Genomic DNA, 15,199 nt, shown 5'->3' with positions numbered 1-15,199 from the left:
TTTCGTTTAGTTTGGTAAGTCGATAGCGCCAATGCAGTTATAGAAAATTTGAATCCGCTGGGTTCTGCGGCCATCTACTTTTTCAGCCTTAAATACAATAATTTTGTCAATGAACTCTCGAATAATCTCTGCATCCAATTCTGTAATTTCTGTGTACTTTTTTACTAGTGCCAAAAAGCGGTCGGTATTGAGGGACTGTTCATTTGCTGTATCAATGGTATGTTTTAATTTGGTTATCCTTTCTTCCAGTGCCTTCTGTTCGGCTTCATATTCAGCCGACATCTTGTAAAAACGCTCTTCGGGAATTTTGCCCATCACATTGTCTTCATATAGCTTTCGAATGATTTTGTCTATGTCAGCAATGCGAGTCTGTGCTTGTTCATACTCCTTTTGACTTTGGCGGAGTTCTTTGGCAAGTTCCTTTTCTGAATTATTCATAACTATACGGATGAATTCCTGTTCATGGTCTTTGGCAAAGGAGGTTACACGTCTTAAGTCTTCTAGCAAAATCTGTTCCACTACAACATTGCGTATCTGATGTGAACTGCACATACCCTTTTTCTTGCGGTAAGTAGCACAAACGAAGTATTCCTTATCGTGTGTCCATCCCTTGCCTCTAACCTGATACAGCTTTGCACCACAGTCGGCACAGAACATCATGCCAGAGAGCATTCCCATTTCACCTAATCGTGATGGTCTTCGCTTGCCATCTCTGATTTTCTGCACTGTTTCCCAAGTCCCCTCATCAATAATTGCTTCATGGGTATTTTTGAAAACCAGCCAATCTTCTGGATTGTTCAATATCTTGACTTTGCTCTTATATGACTTTTTAGAAGTCTTGAAATTCACTGTGTGGCCTAGATATTCCATTTTAGCCAGAATATCTGCTACGGTACGAGCCGACCAAGCATATGGGTTTTCTGGTGGTCTTGCTGGAGTGTTAATACCCATTTTGCGAAGATGAACCGTAGGTGTATCAATGCATCGCTTTTCAAGTTGCTTTGCTATCTGCGTGGGTCCAAAGCCAGCCATACACAGTCGGAAAATATCTCTGACCACCTCGGCGGCTTTCTCATCTATTATCCAGTGCAACTTATCTTCAGGGTCTTTAATATAACCGTAAGGCGGATTAGTGCAGAGCGGCTTACCGGACTGTCCCTTGGATTTGAACACAGCACGGATTTTCTTGCTAGTATCCTTAGCGTACCATTCATTAATAATGTTAAGAAATGGTGTAAAGTCACTGTCTGCTTGGTTTGCACTATCAATACCGTTGTTAATAGCAATGAATCGTACATCTGCTTCAGGAAACATAATCTCGGTATAATATCCTACTTTAAGGTAATCCCTGCCGAATCGGGACATATCCTTGATGATAATCGTTCCGATTCTACCGTTCTCCACATCAGCAATCATGCGGTTAAAGTCTGGTCTATCAAAAGTTGTACCGCTGACCCCATCATCCACATAAAATTCGATGTTACGAAAACCGTTGTCCTCAGCATATTTTTTTAGAATTGCCTTCTGATTTACTATACTGTTGCTGTCTCCTGCAAGTTCATCATCACGTGAAAGCCTGCAGTAAAGAGCAGTAATTTTCGCTTCTTCAAATGCTAATGTTGATTTACGTATAGTGCTAAATGTTGACTGTCTATTCATTTTTCTCCTCCATTTCCGACAGTCTTCAAGCGGTTTAGCACTATGTATATTACCGTACTACCTTGAAGAAGTCGAGTTGATTTCCGTGGGTTTATATGAACTATCTGATAACTTTGAAAGGCTTTTTGCGTTGACTGTAATCAGTCGTTTCAGCTTGGAATATGCACTTTCCTTTGCTGAATCACTTACTCGTGATTCCACCACATAGACCGTACCTCCGATATCGGATTTGGTTGTGCGGCTGTTACTTTGATTTTCCATATCGTGACCTCCTGTCCGATGTTGGTAGGAACTGGCACTGAGCCGAATTGATGACCCAGTACCTAATCCATTATTTAAGCTTTTATTTGTAATATTTTCAGAGCATCTGGTTGAATTAGCTTGCCATCCAATCTCTCGTAAGCAGAAAATCCAATTTGCCCCTGCAATGCATATAACTCACTTAATTTTTTTATCGTTATTGGTTGACGTTCAATCAGCCAGTAGTATGATAAATCTCCAAATACAATGCTTTTTGCTCCTGCTGATACTGTAGGCATATATGGAGAGGTAACTATAGGCTTTCCGAAGATGGTGTTATCTGAAGGATTCCACAGATAACTGCCGCTTGTATCCTTAAGGGTTCTAAGAAGCATAGCTGTATTATCGTGCATGATAAACACAGCGTTATTTCGGTATTCATCTTTTAATGAAAAATACAGAGAGATAATCTCGTCAAAAGAGATGGTACTATTGTCTGCTGTAGTTACATCTGCATCTGCTGTAAGGATACCTGTTGGCTGTGTTGTGCCATTTCCATTAAGTAATGCATTTTCCTCAGCCTTGCCAAAACGCTTCGCAAAATCACCCATCAGATATTTTTCAAGATTAAAGTTCATATCGGTGACGAATGAGCGGTTTAGCTTGACAAGAGATGCCAGCTTGTATGATTTCACTAGAAACTGTGTAAATGTATCGGCACTTTCGGGGATTGGATCTCCGTCTTCAACCCAATCTGCTGTACCCGTTGAGGATACCGCTTGAATTTTACCTTCTGCAGAAGATAGATTGATAACAGTAGCAAATCTGCGGAATATATTCTCCTTTGCCAAAGCAGTGTTAAAGCCTTCTCTGAACTCATCTGGTGCGACATAGGCTCCTGCATTATCAAAGCCCTCGCTTAGATTTTGATTATTTTCTTCTTTTCCTTTCATAACATTCCAAAACGCTCTATTATAAGTTGTTGATGTTGCCATAATCCTTTACCTCCTAAATTAAAATGGATTGTGGGGTATATACCCCGTTTGAAACCGCGTTTTTTTATGCGTTGCCCCACGCCCGTTGTCCAGATGAAAAGGTGTGGAGATTTGAACTCCCCTAGGGGGTAGGTATTAACACATGGAGTTGTATCCAGTGGTTTAGTGGTTTTAAGCTTTGTAGCAAGATGTAGCAGGTAAAAACTAAACTCTCTATACGAGAGCGATTTTTTATATAACCTGTTTTTCTTGCTACAAGCTGCTACACTGTGTTTAAATAAGAAAAAACTCTTCTTCTGTCAGCTTATATCCGATAAGCATTGTGGTCATTCCACCACCAGAACGTGGTCGTTTCCGTTCTACACGGGCGATAGCTGTTAAGGCTTGTTTGAAGTTTCTTGCATTCTCCGAATAACAGCCATTGGCACTGCACCAACGCTGATACCGGGCATACACTTCGGATGTCCGCACCTCACTGTTAGGACCTTCCTCCAAGGCATCCTCGAAAAATAATGCTATTTTATCGCTGTCACGCTTATAAGCCTCTGTTGCTGTCTTAACGGAATCAGGTAAAGTCAAGCCCTCCTTCTTTAACAACTGGTAGCCTTCAATTAGCCAGTTGAGGATAGCACTCTGATTCTTCGCTTTGGCGAATTCACGTTTTAAGTTTTTATCCTGCTCGCTTTCATCAAAGTGTCGTTCAAAAGGGATAATTACCACTCTGCCACTGGAAAACAGTGTCATATCCGTTATAACGGGCAGATAATTGGTGTTGATATAAAGCTTAAACTTAGGTGAAAAGTCAAAAGAGTTTTCGTGTAGAAACCTTGCATTGATGGTGTCACCACCCGTCATGCTTTTTACCTGTGCAGCATTTAGGACAAGTCCTCTGCTAGGTTCGGAGATATTCACAAAGCGTACTCCTGCAAGCCGGGCAATATCTTCACTTGGACTTGAACTGTTATTGTTCTTTTTCAGACTGATAGTCTCTGGCCTTGCGGTACAGCCATAACTGCCTAATACCTTAAGAATGCTCTCACATAGCGTACCTTTACCGTTTCGAGTTGTAGCACCATAGAGAACAAACAGGCATTCATACCGAGTGTCTCCGCTGATGCTGTAGCCAAAGGCTTTTTGGAGGAATTTTGCCTTTTCCTCATCTCCGCTCATAATCTCATGAATAAATCTATCCCATCGCTCGCTTTTGGCTTCTGGATCAAACTTAACACCAGATATCTTTGTGAGTCTGTCCTCGCTGTTGTGGGGTTGAAAATCCATGGATGTTAAAAACAATGTGCCATTGGAACAGTTGAGCACTTGCGGGTCTTGGTCAAATTCAGCCATTGATATGGGATATACGCTCTGCGCATCCTTAAGTACCGTTTCCCTGTATCTTCTTGACTGCCACTTTCGGCAATAGTCAATGTATGCCTTTCTTTGATGTTCATCCTGAATAGTCAAAGCATAGGTTAGCAGTTGGTTGGCCAATGATTTACACATTTCCATCACTTGGAGATTACCGACATCAGGAATCCAAATACCATTCTCATAGCAAAACCACATTTTCCTTTCGGGAACAAAGCGGGCAAAAGATTTATAATAATCAGCAAACAGCCTGCTTGCCCCAATATCCGTCCAAGGGTAGCGATCGTTACTCTCAGGCTTAAAGTCAGCAAGGGAACATTCTCCAAAATCTTCTGTAGCTGATGAACGCTTACCACCTGGTTTATATATTTCAGTAGCATTTGCAATTGCTTTTTCTATGGTTATCATTCCATAAGTACTGCCGGACTGTGATCTATTCCATTTATCCCGCATTAGGCCGCTCTGCCGAAAAAGTCTGTCCATCTGTCCAACATCTCTGCCACACCAAAATGCCAGCATACCGCAAAGTGCCAAATCAGCTTCACTGGCAGAAGCATAACCAGATGTATCTCCCTGCCATAATGCTTTGAACCTTTCTCTGTTTGCCGATTTTAAAGCCTTCTCAATAACAGACTTGTCAGACAAATAGGATTGACTTTCTGCATCCAGAATTTGCTTCACAGGGGTAGGACGCAACATATACTTGTCTAGTATCATCTGTAATTCATACGATTTCTCCGCTATATCACCATCTGCAAACATATTTCCCGTTACGGTAACAAATCGGTTTGTTGCTCCAGCCACATAGACCTCAACTCCCAGCTTTCTGTTGTTGATATAGTATTTTGTTTTGTCAAAGTTAAAGCCTGTGGCCTTAAAGAAAATATGCAACCCTTTCTCAGATGGACTGTGTTCCATATAGCAACCACTAAAAGCCTCTACAACATTTTGGGCAACAGGCTTAAGCTTACCGCTGCTATCAAAGCAATCATCTAAGTCGATAACACAAATGTCATTACCTACCAAAAATCCGATACCATCATAATTACTTACAGCAGCTACAGCCGAACTAAAATCTTTAAAAGTACCCTGTTTATCTGCTTTTGCCCTTTTTCCTGTTACCGGGTTATAGGGAACTTTGGTTTTTCTACCACTTCGTTCTTCATATTTCCAACAGCAAAACTGTGGCTTATCTTTAAGCACCTGTGGCAAGTTCTCATATTGTGTATTCAGTTATTTCACCTCCTTGCCTGTTAAAAATGAGCCGAAATGCTACTACGGTTCCAGAGGGTTTGCCTTGTTTGACACAACCTCGTTATCTTGCAAGGGATACGCTCGGAATTATCGTCATGGCATATTCTGCTTGAAGTATCTATTGCATTTCGGGGTATTCAGTTGTCAAGGAGCAGTGAGAGAAAAACTATGCTTTCATTGGTTGTTCATGAGAAAGGCAGATCCACAGAGTTTGCTAAGGTAATTTCCTCTCATCATCCACAAGACACAAGCTTGCAGTTTGAGTACCGGAACAAATATTTCTGTAAATTGCTTTCCTCTGCTAATAGCCGAAATTATTAACCCCTTAGCTAAATGTCACAGCAAATAACTAACTCTAAGGTCATGCAAAGCATTTTCCTCTCACCTTATAGCCTTGGTAGAACACATTAGTTGAGGATTTTAGAAAAATATTTTACTTCCTCATTTATAAGCGAAGAATTCTATCGATTCGAACCCTTAAAATAAAAAACAGCCTGTCTATTTTCCAGAAAAGACGGCTGTAATGCTTATGCTTTTGCTCAAATTTGAGCTAAAGCGATATAAAGTTTAAGGAGGCTGAATGCTGTAGTTTTGGATTTTTCAATTAGAGTTTCCGACTTTTTTGTCTAAAAGTATTTATTTGAATAAAGTAAAAAAGAAAGACATATACAACTATCATTATTTTTGTTAACATTGTAAAATTACTTCACAAACACAGAATTATCATGTTATTTTTGAAGAAAATGTGCTATAATGGAAAAAACATATATAAAGAGGTGACCAAGATGACCGTTAGCTATAAAAAGCTTTGGAAATTGTTGATAGACCGCGATATGAAGAAGAAAGATTTACAAGCTGCTGCGGGAATAAGTCCATCGTCAATTTCAAAGCTTTCTAAAAACGAATATGTCAGTATGGACGTTCTTGTAAAGGTTTGTACGGCACTTGGCGTTGATTTTAAAGATATCATGGAATTAGTGCCGAATATGGTTGAAGAAAGGAAGTAGAGTTATGAAAAATAACAGAAAAGAACAGGAACGAGCGGAATTACACCGCACGATATGGAATATGGCAAATGATCTAAGAGGCAGTGTAGATGGATGGGATTTTAAGCAATATGTTCTAGGTATGCTGTTTTACCGCTACATATCTGAAAATATTACTGCCTATATTAACGCCGGAGAATGGGAAGCTGGCAATACGGAATTTGATTATGCTAAGTTATCCGACGAAGAAGCAGAACAGGCACGAGAGGATTTAGTTAAGACAAAAGGATTCTTTATCTTACCTAGCGAGCTTTTTGAAAATGTCCGAGCTCGTGCAAAGGACGATGAAAACTTAAATGAAACACTGGAACAGATTTTCAGTAATATAGAAGCATCTGCCCAAGGAACAGAGAGTGAAGATAATTTCAAAGGTCTGTTTGACGATATTGATGTTAACAGCAATAAGCTAGGAAACACTGTAGTAAAGCGTAATGAAAAGTTAGTTAAGCTAATGAATTCTGTTGGAGAAATGAAGCTGGGAGATTACAAAGACAATACCATAGATGCATTCGGTGATGCTTATGAATTTTTAATGGGTATGTATGCATCCAATGCAGGAAAAAGTGGTGGTGAATACTATACGCCGCAGGAGGTTTCTGAACTCCTTACCCACTTAACATTAGTAGGAAAAACTGAAGTCAACAAGGTATATGACCCCGCTTGCGGTTCTGGCTCTCTGCTGCTAAAGTTTGCAAAAATCTTAGGAAAAGAAAATGTACGTCAAGGTTTCTTCGGTCAAGAAATCAACATTACAACCTACAACCTGTGCAGAATTAATATGTTCCTGCACGATATTGATTATGACAAATTTGATATTGCCCTTGGTGACACGCTAACAGATCCGCAACATTGGGATGATGAGCCTTTTGAAGCCATTGTATCAAATCCACCTTACTCTATTAAATGGAAGGGCGATAATGATCCTATTTTGATTAATGACCCTCGTTTTTCTCCAGCGGGAGTATTGGCTCCTAAATCTAAAGCAGACCTTGCTTTTATTATGCATAGTCTTTCTTGGCTTGCGACAAACGGAACAGCGGCTATCGTTTGTTTCCCCGGTGTAATGTACCGTGGAGGTGCTGAAAAGAAAATCAGGCAGTACCTGATTGATAATAACTATATCGACTGTATTATTCAGCTACCGGATAACTTGTTTTATGGTACCAGCATTGCTACCTGCATTATGGTGCTGAAGAAATCTAAATCGGAAAATAGCACCTTATTTATCGATGCATCAAAGGAATTTGTCAAGGTTACGAATAACAACAAACTAACACAGGAAAATATTGAGACCATTCTTAACGCATTCAAAGATAGAAAAGATATAGAGCATTTTGCTAGGCTTGTGCCAAACAGCGAAATTGCTGAACAAGATTATAACCTGTCTGTTTCAACATATGTGGAACAAGAGGATACGAGAGAAAAGATTGATATTGTTGCCCTCAATGCTGAAATAGAAAAGATTGTGGCGAGAGAGCAGGTTTTGAGGGAAGAAATAGATAAGATTATTGCAGAAATTGAGGTGGGCAAATGAGTAAATTAGATGAATTGATTGCTGAATTTTGCCCTCATGGGGTTGAGTATAAAACCATAGGAGAAGTTTGTGAATTGTCAGCGGGTGGAGATGTTCCCAAAAATAACTATTCAAAAGAATTAACGAAAGACTATACCATTCCGATATACAGTAATGGTGTCGGAGTCAACGCATTATATGGATATACTAATATTGTAAAAATAAGTGAGCCATGCGTTACTATTGCAGCACGGGGTACTATTGGTTATTGTGAACTACGCAGGGATCCATTTTATCCTATTGTAAGGCTTATTTGTGCAATTCCAAAAAAATCTTTACAGGTAGATTTTTTAAAATATGTTATTGAAACAATAAACTTTCAAGTACCGACTACCGGTATACCGCAGCTGACTGTCCCGATGGTTTCAAAATATAAAATCCCCCTTCCCCCACTACCTGTACAGCAGGAAATTGTCCGTATTCTGGATAATTTCACAGAGCTTACAGCAGAGCTTACAGCAGAGCTTACAGCAGAGCTTACAGCAAGAAGAAAGCAGTATGAGTATTATAGGGATCTGCTGCTTACGTTTGGTAATAACCCTGATATCAAGTGGATGACATTGGGGGAAATTGGACCTGTTTGTATGTGTAGGCGTATTATGAAAGCAGAAACAAGCCCAGTTGGTGATGTTCCATTCTTTAAAATTGGGACATTTGGAAAAGAACCAGATGCTTTTATTTCACAGGAAAAATACGATGAATACCGAAAAGCATATTCCTTCCCTAAAAAAGGCGATATTCTTATATCTGCTGCTGGAACAATCGGAAGAACTGTAATTTATGATGGAAAACCAGCTTATTACCAAGACTCTAATATTGTGTGGATTGATAATGATGAGAGAAAAGTGTTAAATAAATTTCTATATTATTGCTATGCGATGAAGCCTTGGTCAATATCTACTGGGGGAACTATTGCAAGGCTATATAATGACAATATTTCAAAGGCTAAAATCCCTGTTCCACCCTTAGAAGAACAAGAGCGCATCGTAGCTATCCTCGATCGCTTTGACGCTCTCTGCAACGACTTAACCAGCGGCATTCCTGCTGAAATCGAAGCACGGCAAAAGCAATATGAATATTATAGGGATAAACTGTTATCATTCAAGGAGGTGACGGCATGAGTATATACAACATCGTTGCAAGTACTGACGAAGCAACGGTTGTTGCTGAATATGCAGCTGAATATAATGTCCGTCCTGAAAAGTATCAAAGCGAGGCGGAACTTGAGCGGGAGTTTATCAGGCAACTGACTTCCCAAGGATATGAATATATTGAAGTGCACAATGAAGCTGCATTGATAGCAAATCTCCGAAAGCAACTTGAACTGCTTAATGACTTCACCTTTACTGATAGCGAATGGGATAAATTTTTCACAGAATGTATAGCAAATACTAACGAGGGAATTGTTGAAAAGACCAGAAAAATTCAGGATGACCATATCCAGATTCTAAAACGTGAAGATGGAACAACAAAGAACATCTACCTTTTAGATAAGAAGAACATCCATAACAATCGCCTGCAGGTTATTAATCAATACGAAGAAGCTGGTGGAAAGCACGAAAGCCGATATGATGTGACTATACTTGTCAATGGACTTCCCCTTGTCCATGTGGAGTTAAAGCGTCGCGGTGTTGCTATCCGTGAAGCCTTCAACCAGATAAAAAGATACCAGCGTGACAGCTTTTGGGCGGCTTCTGGTTTATTTGAGTATGTACAAATATTCGTAATCTCCAATGGCACCCATACAAAGTATTATAGTAACACCACAAGAAATGCTCATATTAAGGAGCAAAGCAGCAGTGAACGTCGAAGAAGCAAAAAAACAAGCAACAGCTTTGAGTTTACCAGCTTTTGGGCAGATGCAAATAACAAAATTATTCCTGACCTTGTGGACTTTACTAAAACATTTTTTGCCAAGCATACCCTCTTAAATATACTAACAAAATATTGTATTTTTACATCTGAAGACCTGTTACTTGTAATGCGTCCTTATCAAATAGCTGCTGCAGAACGTATATTATCACGTATTGTAGTATCAACAAACTACAAGAAGATGGGTACAACTGCAGCTGGAGGATATATTTGGCATACAACAGGCTCTGGTAAGACATTGACCAGTTTTAAGACAGCACAATTAGCTTCTGCCTTGCCTTACATAGACAAGGTACTGTTTGTTGTTGACCGTAAAGATCTGGACTATCAGACGATGAAGGAATATGACCGTTTTGAAAAGGGAGCTGCTAATGGTAATACGTCCACAAGAGTTCTTCAAAGACAATTGGAAGACAGGGACGAAAAAGGAAATCCTCATGAATACAAAATCATTGTAACCACTATTCAGAAGTTGGATATATTCATCCGTAAAAATAAACAGCATGATATTTATAAGAAACACGTGGTGCTGATTTTTGATGAGTGTCACCGTTCCCAATTTGGCGAAATGCATCAAGCTATCACAAAGAGCTTTAAGAACTACCATATCTTCGGCTTTACGGGAACTCCGATTTTTGCCGCTAATGCCAGTTCGGGAGGTAACCCGCTACTTCGTACAACCGAACAGGCTTTTGGAGAAAAGTTGCATACTTATACCATTGTAGATGCCATCAATGATGGGAATGTTCTGCCTTTTAGAATAGATTTTATTAACACCATCAAGATGCCTGATTACGTTAATGATAAAAAAGTCTATAGCATAGATAGAGAAAAAGCCTTAGCAGATCCACAGCGAATCAGTGAAATTGTTTCTTATGTTCTTGAACACTTTGATCAGAAGACAAAGCGTAATAGTTATTACACATTCTCTGCGAAATGGGAAGAAGCAGATAAGCACAACCCTAAAAAGATGATTGAAAAGCGTGAAACAAGGCGAGTTGCCGGTTTCAACTCCATATTTGCTGCTGCATCCATCCCAATGGCAATCAGATACTATAATGAGTTTAAGAAGCAGATAGCGGAAAAGAACCGTAACCTTACCATTGCAACTATTTTCAGTTTTAGTGCAAATGAGGAGGAGCCAGATGGACTGTTGCCTGAAGAGGATTTTAATATGGAAAACCTTGACCAGAGCTCCAGAGATTTTCTTGAGGCAGCTATCCGAGATTACAATTCCACATTTAGTACGAATTACGATACTTCCTCGGATAAGTTCCAGAATTATTATAAAGACCTTTCTCTTCGTGTAAAGAATAGGGAGATTGATATATTGATTGTTGTCAATATGTTCCTGACAGGCTTTGATGCAACAACCCTGAATACGTTATGGGTAGATAAAAACCTGAAGCAGCATGGACTGATTCAGGCTTTTTCAAGAACTAACCGCATCCTAAACAGCGTTAAGACCTATGGCAATATCGTTTGCTTTAGAGATTTGAAAGAAGAAACAGACAAAGCTATTGCACTATTCGGCAATAAGGATGCAGGCGGTATTGTACTGCTAAAAACATTCGATGAATATTATAAGGGATATGATGAAAAAGGTGAACACAAGCCGGGCTATGCTGAACTGATTGCAACCCTTACAACACAGTATCCCCTTGGACAACCTATTCTCGGAGAAGAAGCTGAAAAAGACTTTATACGGCTATATGGAGCAATACTTCGGCTTAGAAACATTCTTACTTCTTTCGATGACTTTGAAGGAAATGAGATTTTATCTGAAAGGGATTTTCAGGACTATCAGAGCATTTATATTGACCTGTATCAGGAATACAGAAAAGGTGCTGATGGTGACAAAGAAACTATCAATGATGACATAGTTTTTGAGATTGAACTGGTCAAGCAGATAGAGGTAAACATTGATTACATCCTTATGCTTGTAGCTAAATATCAACAATCCAACTGTAAGGATAAAACCATTCTTACAACTATTGATAAGGCTATCAATTCAAGTATTGAACTTCGAAGTAAGAAAGAGCTTATCGAGCGTTTTATAGAGCAAGTCAATGTATCGACCAAAGTGGATGAGGATTGGCGCAAATTCCTCCATGAGCGTAAGGAAGCGGATATTTCAGCAATTATAGAAGAAGAAAAATTAAAGCCCGAAGAAACCCGCCGTTTCATCGACAATGCTTTCCGAGATGGAATGCTTAAGACGACCGGTACAGCCATTGATAAAATCATGCCACCTGTATCCCGCTTTGGCGGAGGCAGAGCCGCGAAAAAACAAGGAATTATCGAAAAACTAATGATATTCTTTGAGAAGTATTTAGGGTTGGTGTAGTCTATACCGTATGATAAAGGAGCATTTTGAATGGGAAAGATTATTGAACATGATTTACTTCCGAAACAAAAACCAAGAAAAAGCAACTTAAAAGTAAAAGTTGATTTATACAATTATGCAACTGAGCTATATAATGAATTATCAAAAATTGGTATTATTCAGCGCCTAAAAGATACCCCTCAGCTTGGTGTTATTAGAGTTCCCAAAAATCTAAGGAAATCTCGATTTGACTATACTGTATTACAATTATATTTTCATCAGCTAATAAAGAAAAATTTACAGACCAAGCTCGAGCTAACATATAATAACCCTGTGAAGGGTAAGGAATTTGGGGATAATATGCAATATATATCAGAAAAAGAAAATCCAACTGTGGGGGATATGTTGCAAATCCTTACAATTGCTTATAATCTAGGACATTTTTATAATACCTTTACTGCTTCGCGAGCAGTTGTAATGCTTGCAGAGGAAAATGTGGATTTTAGAAATAAACTATTGAATAGTTCTAATAGCCATCGATTTAGAGTAGCTGCAGAGTCTTTATTGAGTGAGCAAAATTATCATAGGCTACATTTATTGAATTCATTACTTGTCCTTGAACGTTGTGATCAGAGCAAACAATCTGTCATATTGGCACAGGAACTTATATATGCATATCTTAATGAAAACTCAATTAGTGATAGTAGTAAACTGCATTTTATATTTAAAGTTTTTCGCTCTGTTCGCAATGTTTCCTATATCGCTTATGACTTACAAATTGCAAATATGCCCATTACAATTGACTTGTGCAATAAAGAAGCGGTTCTTATCCTATTTCATGAGCTATTATCAATTTATAATGATCAATTACCTGCAAATCGATTAATTACTTCTATTGGGAAAATGCTTGATGACACAGTTTATAATGAGAATTCAAACGCTATTTGCTACTATAGAATATCACGAAAAATCGTCAATACTTTATCTAAAGATGAGGGTATTAAGTATAAAGAATACTATTCTGATTTTTGGTTATGTTCAAAAAGCATTTTTAATAAACAACATCGCCAAACACGTGATTATTCACCAGATGCTATTCTGAAATTAACATTTACTGCTGAGGACAAAAAATTATCACAAGGATTGTTGTTGGAATTGGAACGTATAAATAACTCAAGAGTAGGATACTACGATCGAAATTCTGGAGAACGAACAATACTTGTTTCAATAAAAAAGAATTGCCAGAATAAAGCTCTTACATCGTTTAGAGTATTAAAATCTACAATTAAATATTTGCGCCGAGTTGCGCACCCATCAAATGCAGACATACGATATTTACTCGCCAGTAAATTTTTTCTCTATTATTTATTTGGCGAAAATCCAGTCGTAATTAAAGCAACAGTTGACCCTGAAATTTGTGTGTTATGCACACGAGGTAAGAGGCAACGCACTGCTGAAATTAAATCCCTTTTAGCAAAAGGGAATGGAAATACCGATGAACGTCATGAAGTGGAATTTATGCTTGACTGTCTAATACAAGATGACATTAATGATACGAGTATTACAATACCTTCAAGCATATTAATTTATCAAAAAGATTTGCCTGGAAAGAAATTAAGTGAATTTGATGGGATGGTTATTCATCCAATGAGAAAGTCAGAACAAATTATGTTACTAGAAGCAAAAAACACTGATAGCAATCCTTCGTATGCTAAAAAATGCTTATCAGATAAACTTGATAAACTGAATTTTGACTACAACAAAGATGCTATTAAAATTCATAACTATGATGCCTTGCTCAAGGTATCCATTTAGAAATGATAATCGATCAAAAAGACCAGCCGCTTCAAGCATTCATGCCTGATTGTGACTGGTCTTTTACTTTTGCCCCGCTTGAAGCTGTTCACTTTAGTTTTTTCTTCAATCCCTAAGTGAACGCCTCTTTGTGGGTGCTTCTTTTATTGTGCTGGCGCTAATAGCCAGCCCTTCTTTTTACTAAGCTCAATAAGCTTAGCGCCTAGTAGTGCATAGCGCATATGGAGTTCCCGATATTTTGTCAGGTGCTTCTTTGTAGTCGCTGTTTCCAATGCTTGGCTTACAGCAATCACAGAAGCGGCAATATTCATGGATAAAATAGCGCTAATATCACTATCCTTAATTGTTGTTTTCCCTCGAATATCTGTGAGCTTCATATGACTGTATGCGAGTGAAGCTGCTGGTGCAAGCACGCCATTGTTCTGTAATAACAATGTTAACTGTTTATTGTCCTCTTTTAAGCATTGAATAAATTCCAAAATCATAACTTTTAACTGTTTATCGCGCGTATGCTGCAAAAAAGCATGACTTGCGGCAATATAGCCTTGATTGGTGCTAAGCTGTGACCAAAGCTTGAAAATCTCCCGAAATGGTAGTGATGCTAAATTTCCTTTTATCATATAACACGTCCTCATTTTTTCATCATTTACGGTTAGGATGGGACAATTTATGAATTTTTATTCATATTGATATATTGGGAGTAGGATCATTTCACTATTTCATATAGAAAGAAGTTATATTATAAATAATTATATTTTTTGGAGGTGTGTGATATGGATTCAAAAGAAACACCAGAAGAAAAAAGGGAACGTTTAAGGCAGCAGGAGTTAAAAAATAATCCTACTGGTTCTTTAAATGATGGAATCAATAGGGGAGCTGGTGGAAATTTAACAGGCTTGGGCTGGAAAGAAACGATTGCATTAATTTTACTCCTATTTTTCGGCTATATACTCTATAAATTATTTTTTTAGATAATCCTCAGTGATAATATGTTCAAAAGAAACCTTTTCGATTTTTGAAAAGGTTTTTTAATTGAGTATCATTACAATCATAA

General features: G+C 38.4%; 11 protein-coding genes. 6 read left to right on the top strand and 5 right to left on the bottom strand.

Annotated elements, in window-relative coordinates; all coding sequences use genetic code 11:
* Positions 1-6: 6 nt before the first annotated feature.
* The 4 genes from MHB42_RS10720 to MHB42_RS10705 all read right to left on the bottom strand — a co-directional run bounded on the left by MHB42_RS10720 (position 7) and on the right by MHB42_RS10705 (position 5,462).
* Entirely contained in the window at positions 7-1,659 is a 1,653-nt protein-coding gene (locus MHB42_RS10720; RefSeq protein ID WP_340806075.1) for a DUF4368 domain-containing protein, read from the bottom strand.
* 57 nt (positions 1,660-1,716) lie between these two features.
* A complete protein-coding gene (locus MHB42_RS10715) occupies positions 1,717-1,920 on the bottom strand; it encodes a transposon-encoded TnpW family protein (RefSeq protein ID WP_024833073.1) in 204 nt (67 codons plus the stop codon).
* Positions 1,921-1,994: 74 nt separating this feature from the next.
* Positions 1,995-2,894 carry a phage major capsid protein gene (locus MHB42_RS10710; RefSeq protein ID WP_340806074.1) on the bottom strand — a complete coding sequence of 300 codons (900 nt, stop codon included), beginning with the start codon at positions 2,892-2,894 and terminating at the stop codon, positions 1,995-1,997.
* Positions 2,895-3,167: 273 nt separating this feature from the next.
* Positions 3,168-5,462: a phage/plasmid primase, P4 family gene (locus MHB42_RS10705; RefSeq protein WP_340806073.1), complete on the bottom strand. Its 2,295-nt coding sequence runs from the start codon at positions 5,460-5,462 to the stop codon at positions 3,168-3,170.
* Between the two features lie 836 nt (positions 5,463-6,298).
* On the opposite strand from MHB42_RS10705, the gene MHB42_RS10700 reads away from it, so the two are divergent.
* From MHB42_RS10700 to MHB42_RS10680, 5 genes are read left to right on the top strand one after another with little or no spacing between them, the layout of a single operon-like run.
* Complete coding sequence (locus tag MHB42_RS10700; protein WP_024822623.1) at positions 6,299-6,520, top strand: helix-turn-helix domain-containing protein; 222 nt, start codon at positions 6,299-6,301, stop codon at positions 6,518-6,520.
* Positions 6,521-6,524: 4 nt separating this feature from the next.
* Positions 6,525-8,093 (top strand): type I restriction-modification system subunit M, encoded by a 1,569-nt coding sequence (locus MHB42_RS10695; protein WP_340806070.1) that lies wholly within the window; start codon positions 6,525-6,527, stop codon positions 8,091-8,093.
* Positions 8,090-9,253: a restriction endonuclease subunit S gene (locus MHB42_RS10690; RefSeq protein ID WP_340806069.1), complete on the top strand. Its 1,164-nt coding sequence runs from the start codon at positions 8,090-8,092 to the stop codon at positions 9,251-9,253. Before MHB42_RS10695 ends, MHB42_RS10690 begins: the two co-directional genes overlap by 4 nt.
* Positions 9,250-12,351 carry a type I restriction endonuclease subunit R gene (locus MHB42_RS10685; RefSeq protein ID WP_340806068.1) on the top strand — a complete coding sequence of 1,034 codons (3,102 nt, stop codon included), beginning with the start codon at positions 9,250-9,252 and terminating at the stop codon, positions 12,349-12,351. Before MHB42_RS10690 ends, MHB42_RS10685 begins: the two co-directional genes overlap by 4 nt.
* 30 nt (positions 12,352-12,381) lie before the next feature.
* Complete coding sequence (locus MHB42_RS10680) at positions 12,382-14,145, top strand: hypothetical protein (protein ID WP_340806066.1); 1,764 nt, start codon at positions 12,382-12,384, stop codon at positions 14,143-14,145.
* 143 nt (positions 14,146-14,288) lie between these two features.
* Here MHB42_RS10680 and MHB42_RS10675 read toward each other — a convergent pair whose 3' ends face one another.
* Positions 14,289-14,765, bottom strand: coding sequence for a DUF3231 family protein (locus tag MHB42_RS10675; protein WP_340806064.1), 477 nt, complete (start codon positions 14,763-14,765; stop codon positions 14,289-14,291).
* A 153-nt stretch (positions 14,766-14,918) separates the two neighbouring features.
* On the opposite strand from MHB42_RS10675, the gene MHB42_RS10670 reads away from it, so the two are divergent.
* A complete protein-coding gene (locus MHB42_RS10670) occupies positions 14,919-15,116 on the top strand; it encodes a DUF6366 family protein (RefSeq protein WP_340806063.1) in 198 nt (65 codons plus the stop codon).
* The last annotated feature ends 83 nt before the right edge of the window (positions 15,117-15,199 follow it).

Origin of the sequence: Lysinibacillus sp. FSL K6-0232 (genome assembly GCF_038008325.1) — a bacterium.
Classification (GTDB): Bacteria; Bacillota; Bacilli; order Bacillales_A; family Planococcaceae; genus Lysinibacillus.
This window is presented reverse-complemented; position numbering and strand designations above follow the sequence as displayed.

Excerpts from the sequence above, each read along its gene's own strand:
- MHB42_RS10675 (WP_340806064.1), bottom strand. The coding sequence starts at position 14,765 with ATGATAAAAGGAAATTTAGCATCACTACCATTTCGGGAGATTTTCAAG.
- MHB42_RS10720 (WP_340806075.1), bottom strand. The coding sequence starts at position 1,659 with ATGAATAGACAGTCAACATTTAGCACTATACGTAAATCAACATTAGCA.
- MHB42_RS10695 (WP_340806070.1), top strand. The coding sequence starts at position 6,525 with ATGAAAAATAACAGAAAAGAACAGGAACGAGCGGAATTACACCGCACG.
- MHB42_RS10670 (WP_340806063.1), top strand. The coding sequence starts at position 14,919 with ATGGATTCAAAAGAAACACCAGAAGAAAAAAGGGAACGTTTAAGGCAG.
- MHB42_RS10690 (WP_340806069.1), top strand. The coding sequence starts at position 8,090 with ATGAGTAAATTAGATGAATTGATTGCTGAATTTTGCCCTCATGGGGTT.
- MHB42_RS10710 (WP_340806074.1), bottom strand. The coding sequence starts at position 2,894 with ATGGCAACATCAACAACTTATAATAGAGCGTTTTGGAATGTTATGAAA.
- MHB42_RS10680 (WP_340806066.1), top strand. The coding sequence starts at position 12,382 with ATGGGAAAGATTATTGAACATGATTTACTTCCGAAACAAAAACCAAGA.
- MHB42_RS10685 (WP_340806068.1), top strand. The coding sequence starts at position 9,250 with ATGAGTATATACAACATCGTTGCAAGTACTGACGAAGCAACGGTTGTT.
- MHB42_RS10700 (WP_024822623.1), top strand. The coding sequence starts at position 6,299 with ATGACCGTTAGCTATAAAAAGCTTTGGAAATTGTTGATAGACCGCGAT.
- MHB42_RS10715 (WP_024833073.1), bottom strand. The coding sequence starts at position 1,920 with ATGGAAAATCAAAGTAACAGCCGCACAACCAAATCCGATATCGGAGGT.